The 17,401-nt window shown below is 61.6% G+C and carries 15 protein-coding genes and 1 pseudogene; 7 read left to right on the top strand and 9 right to left on the bottom strand.

The window, feature by feature from the left end; translation table 11 throughout:
- Positions 1–65: 65 nt before the first annotated feature.
- Positions 66–1,394, bottom strand: coding sequence for a dihydroorotase (locus J7557_RS11055; protein ID WP_291420123.1), 1,329 nt, complete (start codon positions 1,392–1,394; stop codon positions 66–68).
- Between the two features lie 119 nt (positions 1,395–1,513).
- On the opposite strand from J7557_RS11055, the gene J7557_RS11060 reads away from it, so the two are divergent.
- From J7557_RS11060 to J7557_RS11070, 3 genes are all read left to right on the top strand, one after another.
- Positions 1,514–2,344, top strand: coding sequence for a folate-binding protein (locus J7557_RS11060; protein ID WP_291420124.1), 831 nt, complete (start codon positions 1,514–1,516; stop codon positions 2,342–2,344).
- Positions 2,345–2,588: 244 nt separating this feature from the next.
- On the top strand, positions 2,589–3,206 hold the full coding sequence (locus tag J7557_RS11065) for an HD family hydrolase (RefSeq protein ID WP_291420125.1): 618 nt from the start codon (positions 2,589–2,591) through the stop codon (positions 3,204–3,206).
- A gap of 112 nt (positions 3,207–3,318) precedes the next feature.
- Entirely contained in the window at positions 3,319–3,780 is a 462-nt protein-coding gene (locus J7557_RS11070) for a hypothetical protein (RefSeq protein WP_291420126.1), read from the top strand.
- Positions 3,781–3,783: 3 nt separating this feature from the next.
- On the opposite strand, the pseudogene J7557_RS11075 reads toward J7557_RS11070, so the two are convergent.
- The 3 genes and pseudogenes from J7557_RS11075 to J7557_RS11085 all read right to left on the bottom strand — a co-directional run.
- Positions 3,784–4,197: pseudogene (locus J7557_RS11075) on the bottom strand (cell wall hydrolase); the annotation flags it as partial.
- An 863-nt stretch (positions 4,198–5,060) separates the two neighbouring features.
- A complete protein-coding gene (locus J7557_RS11080; protein WP_291420127.1) occupies positions 5,061–5,615 on the bottom strand; it encodes a hypothetical protein in 555 nt (184 codons plus the stop codon).
- Positions 5,616–5,714: 99 nt separating this feature from the next.
- Positions 5,715–8,003, bottom strand: a complete 2,289-nt coding sequence (locus J7557_RS11085) for a putative PEP-binding protein (protein ID WP_291420128.1) — start codon at positions 8,001–8,003, stop codon at positions 5,715–5,717.
- Between the two features lie 104 nt (positions 8,004–8,107).
- On the opposite strand from J7557_RS11085, the gene ispH reads away from it, so the two are divergent.
- The 3 genes from ispH to rnhA are packed head-to-tail and all read left to right on the top strand — an operon-like array spanning position 8,108 to position 10,069.
- Entirely contained in the window at positions 8,108–9,079 is a 972-nt protein-coding gene (ispH, locus tag J7557_RS11090) for a 4-hydroxy-3-methylbut-2-enyl diphosphate reductase (protein ID WP_291420129.1), read from the top strand.
- Positions 9,076–9,603: a GNAT family N-acetyltransferase gene (locus tag J7557_RS11095; RefSeq protein ID WP_291420130.1), complete on the top strand. Its 528-nt coding sequence runs from the start codon at positions 9,076–9,078 to the stop codon at positions 9,601–9,603. Before ispH ends, J7557_RS11095 begins: the two co-directional genes overlap by 4 nt.
- A complete protein-coding gene (gene rnhA / locus J7557_RS11100) occupies positions 9,596–10,069 on the top strand; it encodes a ribonuclease HI (protein ID WP_291420131.1) in 474 nt (157 codons plus the stop codon). The genes J7557_RS11095 and rnhA overlap by 8 nt, the downstream gene beginning before the upstream one ends.
- On the opposite strand, the gene J7557_RS11105 is transcribed toward rnhA, so the two are convergent.
- The 4 genes from J7557_RS11105 to J7557_RS11120 form a co-directional block, all read right to left on the bottom strand.
- Positions 10,066–11,052, bottom strand: coding sequence for a DUF808 domain-containing protein (locus J7557_RS11105; protein WP_291420132.1), 987 nt, complete (start codon positions 11,050–11,052; stop codon positions 10,066–10,068). The two genes, rnhA and J7557_RS11105, sit on opposite strands and share 4 nt — an antisense overlap.
- 11 nt (positions 11,053–11,063) lie before the next feature.
- On the bottom strand, positions 11,064–13,088 hold the full coding sequence (gene glyS / locus J7557_RS11110) for a glycine--tRNA ligase subunit beta (protein ID WP_291420133.1): 2,025 nt from the start codon (positions 13,086–13,088) through the stop codon (positions 11,064–11,066).
- Positions 13,089–13,180: 92 nt separating this feature from the next.
- Positions 13,181–15,085, bottom strand: a complete 1,905-nt coding sequence (locus tag J7557_RS11115) for a DUF2207 domain-containing protein (protein ID WP_291420134.1) — start codon at positions 15,083–15,085, stop codon at positions 13,181–13,183.
- Positions 15,086–15,090: 5 nt separating this feature from the next.
- Positions 15,091–15,645 (bottom strand): LemA family protein, encoded by a 555-nt coding sequence (locus tag J7557_RS11120; RefSeq protein ID WP_291420135.1) that lies wholly within the window; start codon positions 15,643–15,645, stop codon positions 15,091–15,093.
- Positions 15,646–15,943: 298 nt separating this feature from the next.
- On the opposite strand from J7557_RS11120, the gene rnk reads away from it, so the two are divergent.
- Positions 15,944–16,351: a nucleoside diphosphate kinase regulator gene (rnk, locus tag J7557_RS11125; RefSeq protein WP_291420136.1), complete on the top strand. Its 408-nt coding sequence runs from the start codon at positions 15,944–15,946 to the stop codon at positions 16,349–16,351.
- Positions 16,352–16,451: 100 nt separating this feature from the next.
- Here rnk and J7557_RS11130 read toward each other — a convergent pair whose 3' ends face one another.
- Positions 16,452–17,354 carry a glycine--tRNA ligase subunit alpha gene (locus tag J7557_RS11130; protein ID WP_291420361.1) on the bottom strand — a complete coding sequence of 301 codons (903 nt, stop codon included), beginning with the start codon at positions 17,352–17,354 and terminating at the stop codon, positions 16,452–16,454.
- Positions 17,355–17,401: the final 47 nt, after the last annotated feature.

Below are 17,401 nucleotides of genomic sequence, written 5' to 3' on the forward strand. Positions count from 1 at the left end.
TCTCCCGCAAGGGGAGAAGGAGAACTGTGCCTCCCTCGCCCCAACGAAAGAAGCAGACGAAAGCTCTACCCCGGCGGCAGAGCCTCCAAAAACCGCATCGGCTGCCCCTTGCTCGGCGTCACCAGCTCGCCCTGCCACATCACCTTGTGCCCGCGCACGATCGTGCCCACCGGCCAACCGGTCACCTCAACCCCATCATAAGGCGTCCAGCCCGCACGGCTCCTGATCCACTCATTGGTGATGGTCTCGCGCCGCTTCATGTCGACAATGGTCAGGTCGGCATCATAGCCCACCGCAATGCGCCCCTTGCCGGCAATGCCAAACAGCCGGTTCGGCCCATGGCTGGTCATATCCACGAACCGCTGCAGGCTGAGTTTCCCCGCATTCACATGGTCCAGCATGGTCGGCACCAGCGTCTGCACGCCAGTCATGCCCGAATGGCTCGCGGGATAAGCATGGTCCTTTTCCTCGCGCGTATGCGGCGCGTGGTCGGAGCCCAGAATATCCGCGATGCCATTCTCGACACCCTTCCAGATGCCTTCCCGATGCGCCTTGTCGCGCACCGGCGGGTTCATCTGCGCATAGGTGCCGAGCCGCGTATAAGCCGTCTCGTCCAGCGTCAGATGGTGCGGCGTCACCTCCACGCTCGCCACATCCTTGTGCTCAGCGAGATAGACCATCTCTTCCTTGGTCGAGATATGCAGCACATGGATACGCTTGCCGGTTTTTCGCGCGAGGTTCACGAGCCGCGTCGTGCAGCTCATCGCCACTTCAGGCGAGCGCCACACGGGATGGCTCGACGGATCGCCCGGTACGCGCAAACCTTTGCGCTCCTCAAGCATATATTCGTCTTCCGAGTGGAAGGCCGCGCGCCGCGAAATCGCGCGCAAAATGGCTTCCACACCCGCATCGTCCTGCACCAGCAGCGAGCCCGTCGACGAGCCCATAAACACCTTTACGCCCGCACAACCCGGCAGCTTTTCAAGCACAGCCAATTCGCCGACATTCTCGTGTGTGCCGCCAATGTAGAAGGCAAAATCGCAATGCATGCGATTGGTGCCGGCAGCGATCTTGGCCTCAAAGGTTCCGCGTGATGTCGTCAGCGGATTGGTATTGGGCATTTCGAACACGCCCGTCACCCCGCCCATGACCGCGCCAAGCGATCCCGATTCCAGATCTTCCTTATGCGTCAGCCCCGGCTCTCGAAAATGCACCTGCGTATCGATGACACCGGGCAGGATATGCAGCCCCTTGCAATCGACCACTTCAGTCGCATCGCCCGTGATCGTGCCGAGCGCAACAATCTTGCCGCCCTTCACCGCAATATCGGCCAGCCCCTCGCCATCATGGTTGACCACGGTCGCGTTCTTGAAAATCGTGTCGTACTGCGCCATGTCTAAAATCCCGCCGATGGTTGATCGCGTTCGGTTCTAGAAGCTCGCGCCCTTGCCTGTCCATCCCATCACCGGGTCATTCCTGCGAACGCGGGAACCTCTGTTTATGGAGTGTCCATATGGCTATCGTGCTGCGCAGCGACCGCGTCATCTTCCGTTTCTCCGGTCCCGATGCGCACCGCCTCATCAATGATGTGGTCACCGGCATCATGCCCATGTCTGCCGAAGAGCCCGCCAGCCTCTGGGCCCTGCTCTCCCCTCAAGGCAAAATTCTCGCCGAAGGCCTCGCTGCTCACGCCGAAGACGCGCTCTGGCTCGATGTCCACACCTCCGTCGCCGACGATTTCTATAAGCGTATGCGCATGTACCGCCTCCGCGCCAAGGTCGAGATCGACGATCTCCGCGAAACGCATCGCCTAGGCTTTGCCAGCGAGCCCTCCCACCTTGCCCACAAAGACCGCCGCGGCCCCATCACCCTCGGCTTCCGCATCATCGCGCCAGTTGAAGCCACAACCGACTGGCCAACCGATGACACGGCCTACCACACCGCCCGCATCGCCAACGGCATCCTCCATCAGGGCAATGACTTCCCCGCCAACGACACTTTCGCCCACGATATCGGCATGGACATTCTCGACGGCATCGACTTCGTCAAGGGCTGCTATGTCGGCCAGGAAGTCGTCTCCCGCATGAAGCACCGCGGCACCGCCCGCCGCCGCCCCGTCATCGTTTCCGGCATCACCGCCCCCGCTGGCACGCCCGTCATCGCCGGCGGCCGCGAAGCCGGCGCCATTGGCCAGGTCGTCGACGGCAAAGCCGTCGCCATCCTCCGCCTAGACCGCATCACCGACGTCACCGCGGCGACCGTCGATGGCAAACCCGTCACCCTCGCCCTCCCCGCCTGGGCGACATATCAGTTCGGTGAAGCGGTCACCGAAGACGCCGAATAGCTCACTGCCGCACATCCCCCTCCCCATCCCTCCCCGCAAAGGGGGAGGGTGCCGAGCGGTGATCTTGACGTGCAGCCAGTCCCAAAACTGGATGCGGCACCTCTCCCTTGACGGGGCAGGTTGGGAGGAGGTGCCGGTTTGACTGGATATCGCGGTGGACCTCCCCACCCCTTCACCAATCATTCTCGAATCGGCCGCATCTGTTAGTGTCACCGCCAACAGTCTGCTAACGAACTCGACCCCTATGGCCCGCACAAGCTCACGTGCCTGGCAGCGCATGCTGTCGGGTCGCCGCCTCGATATTCTCGATCCCTCCCCCGTCGATGTGGAGCTTTCCGACATCGCGCATGGCCTTGCCCGCGTCGCGCGCTGGAATGGCCAAACCATTGGCGATTATCCCTTTTCCGTCGCGCAGCACTCCGTCCTCGTGCTCGAACTGTTCCGCGCATCGAACCCAGAGGCCGCGCCCGCGCACCTCCTGCAAACCCTCCTTCACGATGCGCCCGAATATGTCATGGGCGACATCATTTCCCCCTTCAAGACGGCCATGGGCGGGAACTACAAGGACGTCGAAAACCGCCTGCTTTCAGCGATTTACCTACGCTTCTCCCTGCCCGCGACCCAGTCTGTCCCCTTGAAGAAACAGATGAAGAAAGCCGACCAGGAAGCGGCCTATTTCGAGGCCACGAGCCTTGCCGGCTTCGAACCCGCCGAGGCGATAAAATTCTTTGGCGAACCGGGCGTTGCAGCCTTCGAGATCGAGCATTTCGACCGGCTGATCCAGCCCTGGCCGACGCGCGAAGCGCATGACCGCTTCATCGCCAGTTTCGAAGCTATCGCAGAACTTATCCCCGCCCCCTAAACCCGTGGCAGAATTAACCAAGGCTTAAGGAAAGGGTCGCTTCGCCGCATCGTCATGGTTACTAATCCGTTAATCGTGTGCGCCCGCACTGGATCAGAATGGGACGACTGCCATGAACCTGCCGACCCTGCCCACGCTTTTGAGCCTGACCGCGGCCGCCCTCGTGCTGTCCCTCGCCCCCGCCCGCGCCGACGGCTTCGATCCGAGCAAGCTGCTTATCCTCGGCGACGATGAGGGCGTCCGCTATGAGGATTGGGTCTCCACCGACCCGCTCGACACCCATACGATCAAAAAGATCGAGGGCGGGCGCGTGAGCTATGTCACCATCACGCGGACATCCACCGGCACCTATTCGAGCGACGGCATCGCCTCGCCCCATGTGCAGTATCCCGGTGTCATCGAACCCGATAACCCACGGGACCGATTCAGCTTTTCGAGTTGGAACAATGGCCAGTGGACCCGTCTCAAGACCTATAGCGGCAATTCCTACGTCTCGATCTCGACCTACAAGACGCATCGCGGCGAGACGCGGACTTCCACCTGCATCTCGACCGCAAGCTATTGGTATTGCTAAGCTTTATCCGAACAGCCAGCCGCGCTTGAACTTATAGAAGACGTGCAGCCCGATCTGGGTGACCTTCTCCATGCGCGGAGCCCAGGCGGGACGCACGTAGGTCGCGTGGTAGTGCGTCGCATTGCCCACTTCGGTCAGGTAAAGCTCGCCCTTGAGATAGCGCTCGGCAATGTCCTCGGCCTGAGCCCAGGGCTCACGCTCATTGATGACTTCCGGAATACCATCGCAGGCGAACGAGAACTGGCAGGCATTGCGCTTGTTCTGGTTCTGATAAACCACGCCACAGATTGTATCTGGATAGCGGTGATCCCTGACCCGGTTCATAACCACCTGTGCCACGGCCACCTGGCCACGATAGGCCTCGCCACGGGCTTCGAAATAGATCGCGGTCGCCAGACACCATTTTTCGCGCTCAGACACCTCTACCGGCGCTGTGGTCGAAAAAGCCCCGGTGACCGGAGCATTGGCGCGCGCATAGGCCAATTGTTCCGAGGCCATGGCCGGAATTGGATCGGTCGGCGTCAGCGAAGCCGTCTGCGGCGCGATGCCGGCAATGGCGTCGAGCGCTGCCGCCGTTGCCGGATTGATCGAGGCGACCGACATGCGCGGTCCGGCTTCGTCCGGTGCATCGTCAAGTTCGGCGATGCGCGACTGGCCGAGAATATTGGGATCGCCGCCGGGATCACGCAGTGCTGCGATGCGGACCCGGGCTTCCTCAAAATTCTTAGAGAAGGCAACGACATCGACGGCCGGCTTGTAGCGATCGGTCTTTTCCGACCGATTGGGGCCAATAAAGCTAATGGACTCAAAGAGATGATCGACCGATCCCGTGATAATAGGGTCGGCGCCGGAATAGCTCAGGCTTGCAAGAGCAAGGTTGGGTTTTGAGGTCTGGATTTCGGGCAGATCGCCAGACGGGCCAAAGGCACCGCCGGCAAGGCCAGCATAAGCCAGGGACGCGACAACGCCCAACGCCATCGTCCTGGCGACGGGCAATCCCCGGCGAACCGCTCTAGCCGCGTGCGGACGCACGGGCCGGTGTGGATGGGCCATAAACTCTACTCAACGCTACGCAACACGAACAAGACCGGCAAAAGTGACGCTAAAATGCCGACGATCGTGATGATCTCTGATTAAGGTTAGCGCCGAGTAAATAGGCAAACAGGCGCGCAAAGGGTCAAAGCGCGGCAAGCAAGCGGCAGAAGTATGATTGGCGGATTTGTCGCAGGACCCTGCGCATCGGAGGGGAAAGCGCGAAGCGGCTTTCTGCCCGATGTCGCTTAAGTACAGGCCGCCCGTACCGGTTCGACTTGCTCAAGCACACCGGCGAGACTGAAACGCACTGAAAGGGACCGCGAATTGACCGGCGTGACCCGCGTCGTCAAGTTCTGCGCCCCCGCCAGCGTATCGAGAAAGGCTACCGTATCGGCCGTGTTGTCGATCACCAACGCGGTGTTGGTCGAGTTGACCTGCAAAGTCCTGCTACGCGGCGATTGCAGATCGACCTGCAGTGTAATCCCCGCGTCCCGCCCCAGGGCCGACATGGTATTGCCGGCATAGGCGAAGGAAGCGCTGAGGTTCCCCGCCTCGCAGACAATGGTCATGGTCGCGGGCATGCGACCGCTCGGCCTGGCGGGAATAAGCTGTTCGGATTCAAAGCTGACGCTCAACGCTTCTGCAGCAGCCCCACCGTCACGAAAGAGCGCGTCATAGCAGGCAAGACGCTCGCTATCGCCACCGATGGCAGCACATTGCGCGCCGGATTGAGCAAAAGCCGGGGCCGCGGACATGACGCCAAATATAGTCAGCGCCGCAAAACCCCTGATACCAATCACCAGCATTATCCCCCCATTTGCTTCGCTAGTCTTTTGTCACGTTCTTATATCGTGACCAATGCCCGCGATTGAAATGGCTTCAGGGAAAAGTGTGGCGCGTCAGGTTGCCGCCTGCGCCAGCGTCAACCGCGCCACCGGCACGCGATAAGGCGCGCAGCTCACATAATCCACCCCCAGCCCCGAGAAGAATTTCAGCGAGACCGGATCGCCGGCATGTTCCCCGCAAATGCCGATTTTCAGCCGCGAATTGGCCGCCCTGCCCCGCTGAATGGCAATGGAAATCATCTCGCCCACCCCCTTTTCGTCGATGGTGACGAATGGGTCGCGCTCATAGATACCCTTGCGCTGATAGACGGTCAGGAAGGTCGGCGCGTCGTCACGCGAAATGCCGAAGGTCGTCTGCGTCAGGTCGTTCGTTCCGAACGAAATGAAATCGACCATGCCGGCGATGTCCCCTGCCCTGAGGCAAGCGCGCGGCAGCTCGATCATCGTCCCGAACGAGAACTTTACTTTCTCCGATTTCAGCAAGCCCGAATTGGCAACGATCGCCATGGTCCGTTCGCGCACCCAGGCGACCTCACTGGCCGTCGAAACGAAGGGCACCATGACTTCCACCGGGATCGGCTTGTTCAGCCGCTCGCTCGCCTCCCGCGCCCCGGCGATGACTGCCTGCATCTGCATCTGGAGGATTTCGGGATAGGTAATGGCCAAGCGCACACCGCGGTGCCCAAGCATTGGATTGACCTCGGCAATGCGTTCCAGCCGCAATCTCAGGGCGCGAACAGCTACGCCGAGCGACGCTGCCGTTTCCTCGATTTCCTCGTCATTGCGCGGCAAAAATTCGTGCAATGGCGGATCGAAGAGCCGCACGGTCACCGGCAACCCGCCCATCACCGAGAACAGCGCCGAATAGTCGCCGGTCTGGAAATCGACGAGACCGTTTACGGCAAGGCTGCGCGCCTCCTCATCCTCGGAAAGGATCATGCGCCGCAGCGCCACGAGGCGCTCGGGCGAAAAGAACATGTGCTCCGACCGCGCAAGGCCAATGCCTTCCGCGCCAAAGCTCAGCGCCGTCGCTGCCGACTCCACTGTTTCCACATTGGTGCGCACGGCAATCGAGCGGCTGGCATCCGACCAGCCGAGCAGCGTGCCGATATTCCCGCCGATATGTGGCTGCGCCAGCGGCAGCGTGCCGAGATAGACCGAACCATCGCTGCCATCGATGGTCAGCCGATCGCCCGGTCGCAATTCGCGCGAGCCGATGCGGCAGATCATCTCATTGGTGTCGACCGACAGCGTACGCACGCCTGCGACGCAAGGCTTGCCAGTGATGCGCGCAATCACGCCCGCATGGCTGGTCATGCCGCCGCGCGCGGTAAGAATTCCCGTCGCCGCCTTCATCCCCTCGATGTCGGCGGGGCCAGTCTCATTGACCACCAAAATGCAGTGCTTGCCGCGCGCCCGAAGCCGCGCAGCGTCTTCCGCCGAAAACGTGATAATGCCGCTCGCGGCGCCCGGGGAAACGCCAAGCCCGGTCGCAATCGGCGTAACATCCTCGGTCGACTTGATCCGCGGATGCAGCAATTGCGGCAGGCGATTGGGATCGACGCGGCTGACCGCATTATGCGGCGACCAGATCTTGTTCTGCACCCGATCCACGGCCGCCTCAAGCTCCGCCGCCGCCGAAGCCTGCACCGGGCGAGCCGACAGAAACTGCACCTTGCCCTTCTGGATGGCGACGAGACACGCCATATGCCGCCCCGCCTTGGCATCGAGCAGCGAAATCAGCGAACCAATGGACTCCGGCAAGCGCGGCAGCGGCGCGCCATTGAGCGGCGCCGGTCCCAGCGCACCGGTCGCCGCGTTCCGCGTCAGAAACTGTTCGAGCTCGCCTTCTGCCGCCGCCTGAATGAGCACGATCTGCCTGGCGCGATCATCTTCGCCACGGAAATTGGCCCAGCCGCCCTGCGAAAAACCATAGCTTTCAAAGGCCTGCTTGATCGCCTTGGCCAGCGGCCGCGTCGGATCTACCGAATCCTCGGGCGCGGTCGGCGCCGCTATGCCGGTGCGTGCTGGCTGCAAACCGCTATTGTGATTGGCAGCCGACGTCCGCACCGCCAGCATCGGCGCCTTGCCATCCTTGCCCACGAGCTTGAAAAGACAGGCAATCCAATGCGTGCGCAGTCGAGTGTCGAGCCGCGTACGCTCGGATTGGAGCGCTTCCCAGGCCGCGCGGGTGATCGCAATGGTCGGAACCGTCGGGAAACCGGCCTCCCCAACGCGAAAAATCCAGCGGGCCTTGCCGGCCAGCAGTTTCAATTGGGCAGCGGTGAGGTTTGCCTTCCCCTCGGCAGGGGCAATCGCAAACATTTCCTGCGCAAGACTCACCGTAAAACCGTCCCTGACATCATTGTGACCTCATACTGCCTCAGGCTCCGGTGCGGCTGCAACAGCACTTGACTTGGCCCGACGCGGAAAGCATCTGATCTCTCATGGAAAAACGGCCACACCTCGACATTCTGTTATGCGCGCCGCGCGGATTCTGCGCAGGCGTCGATCGCGCCATCCAGATCGTGGAGCTGGCGCTGCAGAAATACGGCGCTCCCGTCTATGTGCGCCATGCCATCGTGCATAATAAATATGTGGTGGAAGGGCTTAAGGCCAAGGGTGCGGTGTTCGTCGAAGAGCTCGACGAGATCCCCGAGACCGAAGCCCCGGTGGTATTTTCGGCCCATGGCGTGCCCAAAAGCGTGCCGGCCGACGCGAAGTCGCGAAATATGTTCTTCCTCGATGCCACCTGCCCGCTCGTCAGCAAGGTGCATGTGGAAGCCTCGCGCCATTTCGAGGAAGGCCACGAAATCGTTCTCATCGGCCATGCCGGTCACCCCGAAGTGATCGGCACGATGGGTCAGCTTCCCGAAGGCGCCGTCACTCTCATCGAGACCGTGGCCGACGCCAATGTCTTCACGCCGAAAAACCCGGACACGCTCGCCTTCGTGACGCAGACGACGCTCAGCGTCGATGACACCCGCGAAATCGTCGCCGCCCTTCGTGCGCGCTTCCCTGCTATCAACGGGCCACACAAAGAAGACATCTGCTACGCCACGACCAATCGCCAGGAATCGATCAAGGCCGTGGCGCCGCTGGTGGACGCGATGATCGTCGTCGGCTCGCCGCACTCGTCCAATTCGCAGCGCCTCGTCGAGGTTGCCCTCCGCAGCGGCTGCAAGGTCGCGACCCTCGTCGACCGCGCCAGCGAGATCGACTGGTCGCTCTATGGCGATATCAGAACCCTCGGCGTCAGCGCCGGCGCCTCGGCGCCGGAAAGCCTCGTCGAAGAAGTGATCGATGCTTTCGCCGCACGCTATGAGGTCTCGGTCGAGACCAAGACCACGGCCGAAGAGAATATCGCCTTCAACATCCCCAAAGTGCTGCGCAATCTCGAAGTGGCCTCGGGGCGATGATCGATCTCGATCTCTTCGAGACCGAGCGCCTCGTCCTGTCGGGCTGGCGCCAAGATCAGCTTGACGACCTGATGGCGCTGCACGGCAATCCCAGCATTGCCCGCTATCTCAGCGTTTCGGGCGCGCCCTGGACGCGCGAACAGGCAGCGTCCGCCTTGTCTCACTGGATAGAGCTTTTTGAAAAGCATCAATTCGGCAAGCTACGGTTACGCCGGAAATCCGATGGAGCCTTTGTCGGCAGGGCCGGTTTCGGCATTTATCCCCCCACTGGTGAACCCGAGATAGGCTATGCGCTCCTCGAAGCACACCATGGGCAGGGCTATGCGAAAGAAGCGGCGGCAGGACTACGTGACTGGTTCTTTACCCAGAACAAGGGCGAGCATTTCATCGGCATGGCCGATGTTCGCAACGCGCCCTCCCTCGCCGTGCTCGGCAAGATCGGCATGGAAAAGACCCATGTCGCAACTGACCACCTCGGCATCACCTGCCAGTTTCATATCCTGAGGCGCCCCAACAATGGCTGAATCTGTCATCATCCATACCGACGGCGCCTGTTCGGGCAATCCCGGCCCCGGCGGCTGGGGCGCTATTTTGCAGTTCGGCCAGCACCGCAAGGAGCTGAAGGGCGGCGAACAGCTGACCACGAACAACAAGATGGAGCTGACCGCCGCCATCGAGGCGCTCAATGCCCTCACCCGCCCCTGCACGGTCGAAATCCACACCGACAGCCAATATGTGAAAAACGGCGTCCAGGGCTGGATTCACGGCTGGAAAAAGAACGGTTGGAAGACCGCCGACAAGAAGCCAGTCAAGAATGTCGAACTCTGGCAGGCGCTGGATGAAGCCACCAAGCGCCATGAGATTTCCTGGCACTGGGTAAAAGGCCACGCCGGCGACGAACTCAACGAGCGCGCCGACGAGCTCGCCCGCGAAGGCATGGCGCCGTTCAAGGGGAAAAAGGCCCCCGAGAGTTTTGCGCCGCCGTTCTAGGCCTTGGCGCGCTTCGGCAACACGCCCTTGATCGCCTTCCAGGTCGGCGCGATGACATAGCCCGCAACCGGGATCAGCAGTGCGCCGAGGATCAAGCCGAAGAAGAAGTCGACAAAGGCGGTCGCGAACCAGCCGGCAACACCGGCGATGGCGGGGAATGTGTGCTCCGCCCAATGCGCCGCAGTCTCGATGACAATTTCCGGTCCGTTGAGTCCGAATTCATAAAGCCCGTGGGCGACGATGGAGCCGCCAACCCAGGTCATCGCCGCGGTGCCGACAACGCTCAGCACCTGCATGAAATAGGGCATGCCGACCACGAGCCCGCGCCCAAAGCCGCGCCCCACCGACGTCCGGCCATTGCGGGCCATGAACACACCAAAGTCGTCGCCTTTGACGATCAACGCCACTGCGCCATAGACGACCACCGTAATGCCGACGCCAGCCACCGCCAGAACCGCTGCACGGCTCCAGAAATCCTGAACCTCGATGGCGGCGAGGATGATGGTCATGATCTCGGCCGACAGAATGAAGTCGGTCTTGATGGCGCCGCCAACCTTCTGATCCTCCAACGTCTGGGGATCGATGGTCGCGGGCTCGAGCGAGGCTTCATGATGCTCAGCCTCGTGCGGGGCCAGCATGTGAAACACCTTTTCCGCGCCTTCATAGCAGAGATAGGCGCCGCCGATCATCAAGAGCGGGGTGATCAGCCAGGGCGCGAAAAAGCTCAAAAGCAGCGCCGCTGGCAACAGAAACAGCAGCTTGTTCTTGATCGAGCCCCAGGCGATCTTGCCGACAATCGGCAATTCGCGATCGGCGGTAAAACCCTGCACATAGTTCGGGGTCACCGCCGCATCGTCGATCACGGCGCCGGCCGCCTTTGCGCCGGCCTTGGCAGCTTGACCGGCCACGTCGTCGAGCGACGCGGCCGCAACCTTGACGAGGCCGGCCACATCATCAAGCAAGGCAAGAAGGCCGACACTCATATTTTGGTCCTTTAGCCGGCGACTTTACCGAAGTCCGCGACGAGATGCATGGTGTCGCGGAGGCGCGCGAGGAGGTTCAGGCGATTGGTGCGCACGGCCGGATCGGCATCGTTGACGAGCACGGCGGTGAAGAACGCATCGACCGGCGCACGCAACGTTGCCAGTTCGCCCATGGCGCCCCTGTAGTCGTCTTTGCCAACATGGCTCGCCACAGCGGCGTGCACGGCGTCCACAGCGAAGGCCAATGCCTCTTCTTCCGGCAGCTTCAGCGCCGCCTGATCGACCGCACCGGCATAGGATTTTCCGTCCTTCTTCTCCTCGGCTGCCAGAATATTGGCCGCGCGGCGATAGCCGGCAAGAAGGTTCTTGCCGTCGTCGCTGGAGAGCAGCGTCGAAAGGGCTTCAGCGCGCTGGGTGACCTGCAGAATGTCATTGCTGTCGGCCGAGATAACGGCGTCGACAAGGTCATGCCGCGCCCCGGCATCGCGCAGCGACACTTTCAGGCGATCATGGAAGAAGGCCAGCAGATCGGCGTCGACCTTGAGCGGAAATTTCAGCCCATTTTCGGTGACGATGCGAATGACGCCAAGAGCCGCGCGACGCAAGGCAAACGGGTCGCGCGAGCCCGTCGGCTTTTCGTCGATCGACCAGAAACCCGAGAGGACATTGAGCTTGTCGGCCAAAGCCACAGCGATGGAAACGGGCTCGGTCGGCACACGGTCCGAGGGGCCGACGGGCTTGTAGTGCATTTCAAGCGCATTGGCGATTTCTGCCGGCTCTCCCTGCGCGGTCGCATAGTAGCGCCCCATCAGGCCCTGCAATTCCGGGAATTCGCCGACCATGCCGGTGACCAGATCGGCCTTGGCGAGCATGGCGGCGCGCTTGGTCTTTTCGACATCGGCACCAACCTGCGGCGCGATTTCGGCAGCGAGATCCACCAGCCGCTTGACCATGGCGAACTGCGTGCCGAGCTTGGCGTGGAACACCATGTCTTCGAGTTTTGGAAGACCATGCTCCAGCGGAATGGCGAGGTCGCCTTGATAGAAGAAGGCAGCGTCGGAGAGACGCGCGCGAATGACGCGCTCATTGCCAGCCACGATCACCGCACCGCCATCGGTCGGAATGATGTTGGAGGTAATGATAAAATTCGGCGCCAGCTTGCCTGAGGCGTCGCGCAGACAGAAGCACTTCTGGTTGGCACGGATGGTGGCGATGATGACTTCTTCGGGGAGCTTCAGGAATTCGGGATCGAACGACCCCATCATCACATTCGGCCACTCGACGAGACCGGCGACTTCTTCCAGCAGCCCTTCGTCATGGATGACGGTCAGGCCCTGCGCAAAGGCGAGCTGATCAGCGTCGCCGCGGATGATGTCCTTGCGGCGGTCGATATCGAGCACGACCTTGGCGCGCTCAAGCGCGGTCACATAGTCATCAAAACGCTTCACGCGGATCGCGTCGGGCGAGAGGAAACGATGCCCGAACGTCGTCTGCGCGGACTCGATGCCGGCAGTCGCAAACGGCACGACAATCGGCTCATCATTCTCAGTGCCGAAGGTGGCAGTGATGGCGCGCAGCGGGCGCACCCAGTTAAAGCTGCCCGAGCCCCAGCGCATGGATTTGGCCCAGGGGAAATCGCTCAGGATTTTCGGCAGAATGCCCGAAAGCAGTTCCACCGCATCGGCACCCGGCTTGTTGATCACGGCGACATAAAAATCGCCTTTCTTGGGATCGCTCTCGACCTTGGCTTGATCCAGCGAAGCAAGCCCAGCCGAACGCAGGAAACCATCGATAGCCGGCTGCGGCGCACCGACCTTGGGGCCCTTCTTTTCTTCGCGCGTATCGGGCGAGCGCACCGGCAGGCCCGACACGGTCAAGGCCAGGCGGCGAGGGGTCGCAAAGGCGCGGGCGCCTTCATAGACGAGACCCGCATCGACCAGTGCATTGGTGACGGCTTTCTTGAGGTCTTCGGCAGCGCGCCGCTGGAAGCGGGCGGGAATTTCCTCGGAGAAGAGTTCGAGCAGGAGTTCGGGCATGAGGGGCAACCGGATTTCGAAGGCGTAGGGGTGATTAGCGTGGCGCGGCGGGCCTGTCCACATGGACGAGGCGGCTGAGCGGAAGTTTTGGCCTACCAGCCACCGCCGCCGCCTCCACCGCCGCCACCGCCGGAAAATCCGCCGCCACCGCTACTGGAGCCGGAGGAGCTGGCCTGTACGGGCTGCGCGGCGACCATGGCGGCGGCCATGCCGGATGAAGCGCCAGCAATGACATTGGAGATCGAGCCCGAGGAAAAGCCGCGGCCCGATCCCTGATACCAGCCGGGCGAATAGCCTTCGCGCGCATCGACAACGGCATTGCGCGCCAGTTCGGCATCAAAATGCTCTGACCATGGTTTTTCGACACCGAGTGCGATGGCATAGGGCAGAATGCGTTCGAAACGCTCCACGGTCATGGGCGGTTCATTGCTGATGTTGAGCCGGTTCTTTTCCGCCGTGTCGAGATAGAGCTTGAAGCCATCGATCTCGTCCATGACCTTGCGGCCCTGCACGGTCGGGGCACGCATCAGGACTGCGAAGATGGCCGTGATCAGCACCATCGAGCCAGCGGCAATGGCAGCGGAATTGATAGTGAGACTGGAAAACGTCTCGACCATGCCGCCGACGAAATTGAACGCAAACACGCCGACGATCAGACCGGTCAGATAGCGCTGCCAGCCGCCGGTGCGCAGCGCATTGAAGACAATCGAACCGATAACCGCAGCGAAAATGCCGCCGACGAAGGCGGCGACTAACCAGACCGGCTCAAGCACGTCGAGCGCCACCATGCCGATCAGCATCAGGATCATCAGCACGACACCGAGCACGGCAAAGCCGATATTGTGGTTGAACCAGACATTGCGGTTCTCCCGCTGCAACGCCGCCATGAACTCGTTGCGCTTGGTCGCTAGCCCCGGCCCGGTCGATTTGTCGATGGTGACGCTGCGCTTGTCGGAAAAATAGCGGAACAGCACCTCTTCGCCGACCGGAAGAGCAACGTCAGGCTCTTTGCCCGTCGCCTTGACGGTCAGCGCATCGCCGCGATTGTCGATGGTCACGAGCCCGCGCACGCCGAGATTGAAGATGGCCGCGGTCATCGCGGTCCAGCCGGAATTGGCAAAACCCCATTTGTGCACATAGTGCGTCAGGGCCGGCGAAAAGTCCTTGGGCGGATGAAAGAGCGGAATGATCGTGCCCTTTGGCGGGTCTCGCCCAACGCGCCACCAGGCCCCAAAATTATAGGCCAGCAGCAGCAGGACGGCGACAATCGGCAGCCAGACTTCACGAAGATCCGAAGCCTCCTGCAAAAGCGCATCAAAACCCTGCGGCAGCTGGATGATGCCCTTCTGGAAGGAGACCGCAAAGCTCATGCCCTCCCCGGCGGCAAGCACGCGCTGCGTACGGAACGTCGCCTCGGTGTCGGAATTGCGGGTGATGGTCACCGCCTGCTCGGTCGAGCCGGCGACACCGGTATAGGCGGATAGGTCCGAAATCACCGCGCCATCGGGCAAGGTCACGCGCGCCACGGATTTCAGGATCGGAAAATCCCAGTAATTGCCCGTAGCGTTCCAGTAGAGTTCGTCATGGTCGGCAAAAGACCGCGCCATGCGCTCCATGACATAGGTGATGATGTAGCGATGCTCGCCCACGGCAATGAGCCGTTCGGAATTACCGATCCAGATGCGCTGGAAATTGCCCATGCGCTCGACGCGAAAATCCTCCGGCCTGCCCTCGCGCGTCACCGTTTCGACAGCGAGCCCGACCCTGATCTTGTTGCCCGAAGGCCCCAGCAGGACGGTGGGGATATCGCGATAGATGCCCCGCCGAATCTGATTGCCCTCGGCGCGCACATCGACCGTCTCGACCACCCGAACCGAACCATCGACGCGCAGCGTCATATCGGCGGCAAAGGCGCGGATTTCCTCGCGCGCAGCCACTGGCAAAGCCAGAGTGAGCACGCAGGCAAGGGCAAGAAACAGTCGACCGAAGGCATTCATGGGCTTTAGAACTTTACGTTCGGAACCTGGCGGTCGGCCTCGTTCTCAAGCTCGAAATACTGCGCCTTGATGAACTTGAAAGCATTGGCGATCAGGTTCGAGGGGAAGGATTCGACCTGGATATTCAGGTTGCGCACCGCGCCATTGTAGTAGCGGCGCGACATCTGGATTTCGTCTTCCACTGTCTGCAACGCTTCCTGAAATTCCAGGAAATTGGTGTTCGCCTTGAGGTCGGGATAGGCCTCGGCCGTCGCAATCAAACGCCCCAGGGCGGAGGTCAATTGCCCCTCGGCCGCGGCACGCTGTTCGGGAGTGCCATTGGCCGCGGCAGTCGCGGCGGCGCGGGCATTGGTGACAGCCTCGAGCGTCTCGCGCTCATGGCTCATATAGCCCTTCACCGTTTCCATGAGATTGGGGATGAGATCGGTGCGGCGCTTCAACTGCACATCGATGCCCGACCAGCCCTCCTCGACCATCTGTCGATTTTTCACCAAGCCGTTGTAGATGGTGATCGCATAGCCAGCGGCAACGACCACCAGCGCAAGAATGACCCATTCCATAGGCGCGTCCCTCAAAGCATTCGTGCGGGACACTGGCAGTTTGCTGAAAACCTTGCAATGGGCGGCCAGGGGTCGGGCTTGACTTCCCCGACGCAATCCCTAGCTTTAGGTCCATGAATAGTTCGCGCCCAAGTCATTGCTGCACCGTCCTGCTCGCAGGATAGAATCCCTAGGCATGCGCGCGCCGGAGCCTGCTTAGGGTTCAGGCACTTTCGCCACCCGGCTCCCAATTCCCCTCATTCAAGACCACTTCGGACGCCGCGCATTGTTGCGGCCGGAGCCCATTAGGATTTTCTAAATGAACGATATTCGCAGGGACCTTGCGCCCGCCATCACCCTTGGCCGCGCCGATCACACCAAGCTCAATTCCCTCGCCCTGGCCAGCCTCGAGCGCCTGCCCGATCTCGCCGACCGGCTCCTCGAAGAGCTTGAGCGCGCCAAGGTGGTTGCCGATGACAAGCTGCCCGAGGGCATTGTCCGCATGGGCTCGTCGATCACCTATGTCACCAATGCCGACAAGGAACAGACCGTCACGCTGGTCTATCCGGCCGATGCCGACATCGAGGCCGGCCGCATTTCGGTGATGACGCCCATCGGCACGGCTCTTGTCGGCCTCAAGGCCGGCCAGTCGATCACCTGGCGCGACCGCGCCGACAAGCGCCACAAGCTGACTGTGGTGTCGGTGCTGGCGCCGGCAATCGCCTGATCCAGGCCGGGCGCCTTGTAGCCCTCATGGTGAGGCGCTTTGCTTTTGCAAAGCCTCGAACCACGAGGGCGGGCGCCCTACTGCGATGTAGAGGCGCGGATTATTCCGCGCCGCCGCCCGCCGTCTGCAGCCATGCTTCGCCGCAGGATTTGGCCAGTTCGCGAATGCGCAGGATATAGCTCTGCCGCTCGGTGACCGAGATCACGCCGCGTGCATCGAGCATGTTGAAATTATGCGATGCCTTGACGACCTGTTCATAGGCCGGAATGGCCATGGTCTGGCGATTGCCTTCGGCGCCCTTGGCGAGGATGGCGCGGCATTCCTTTTCCGCGTCCTCGAAGTGGCGGAAGAGAATTTCGGTATCCGCCGCCTCAAAATTGTACTTCGAGGACTCCTGCTCGTTCTGCAGGAACACATCCCCATAGGTGACCTTGTCGTCGCCTTCGCGGCCGTTGAAATTAAGGTCGTAGACATTTTCGACGCCCTGCACATACATGGCGAGGCGTTCGAGCCCATAGGTGATTTCGCCTGGCACCGGCGAGCACTCAAAACCCGCCACCTGCTGGAAATAGGTGAACTGGCTGACTTCCATGCCGTCGCACCAGCATTCCCAGCCAAGGCCCCAGGCGCCCAGCGTCGGGCTTTCCCAGTCGTCTTCCACGAAGCGGATGTCGTGCACCGACGCGTCAAGCCCGATAGCTGCCAGCGAGTCGAGATAGAGCTGCTGGATATTGTCCGGCGAAGGCTTCAGGATCACTTGGAACTGATAATAGTGCTGGAGCCGGTTGGGGTTCTCGCCATAGCGCCCGTCCTTGGGACGGCGCGAAGGCTGCACATAGGCGGCCTTCCAAGCCTTCGGTCCCAGCGCGCGCAGGGTCGTCGCGGTGTGGAAGGTACCGGCGCCCATCTGCATGTCATAGGGCTGGAGAATGACACAACCCTGCTCGGCCCAGAAATTCTGGAGCGTCAGGATCAGACCCTGGAAGGAATTCTTCGGGTCCATGTGAGCGGGGCGATTGGTCATCGGGGCAATAGGTCCGGCAGGAAAGA

Source organism: Devosia sp. (assembly GCF_017744655.1).
Lineage (GTDB): Bacteria > Pseudomonadota > Alphaproteobacteria > Rhizobiales > Devosiaceae > Devosia.

Coding starts and splice junctions, on each gene's coding strand:
- J7557_RS11070 (WP_291420126.1), top strand. CDS start 3,319: ATGAACCTGCCGACCCTGCCCACGCTTTTGAGCCTGACCGCGGCCGCC.
- J7557_RS11115 (WP_291420134.1), bottom strand. CDS start 15,085: ATGAATGCCTTCGGTCGACTGTTTCTTGCCCTTGCCTGCGTGCTCACT.
- ispH (WP_291420129.1), top strand. CDS start 8,108: ATGGAAAAACGGCCACACCTCGACATTCTGTTATGCGCGCCGCGCGGA.
- J7557_RS11055 (WP_291420123.1), bottom strand. CDS start 1,394: ATGGCGCAGTACGACACGATTTTCAAGAACGCGACCGTGGTCAACCAT.
- glyS (WP_291420133.1), bottom strand. CDS start 13,088: ATGCCCGAACTCCTGCTCGAACTCTTCTCCGAGGAAATTCCCGCCCGC.
- rnhA (WP_291420131.1), top strand. CDS start 9,596: ATGGCTGAATCTGTCATCATCCATACCGACGGCGCCTGTTCGGGCAAT.
- J7557_RS11060 (WP_291420124.1), top strand. CDS start 1,514: ATGGCTATCGTGCTGCGCAGCGACCGCGTCATCTTCCGTTTCTCCGGT.
- J7557_RS11105 (WP_291420132.1), bottom strand. CDS start 11,052: ATGAGTGTCGGCCTTCTTGCCTTGCTTGATGATGTGGCCGGCCTCGTC.
- J7557_RS11065 (WP_291420125.1), top strand. CDS start 2,589: ATGGCCCGCACAAGCTCACGTGCCTGGCAGCGCATGCTGTCGGGTCGC.
- rnk (WP_291420136.1), top strand. CDS start 15,944: ATGAACGATATTCGCAGGGACCTTGCGCCCGCCATCACCCTTGGCCGC.
- J7557_RS11095 (WP_291420130.1), top strand. CDS start 9,076: ATGATCGATCTCGATCTCTTCGAGACCGAGCGCCTCGTCCTGTCGGGC.
- J7557_RS11130 (WP_291420361.1), bottom strand. CDS start 17,354: ATGGACCCGAAGAATTCCTTCCAGGGTCTGATCCTGACGCTCCAGAAT.
- J7557_RS11120 (WP_291420135.1), bottom strand. CDS start 15,645: ATGGAATGGGTCATTCTTGCGCTGGTGGTCGTTGCCGCTGGCTATGCG.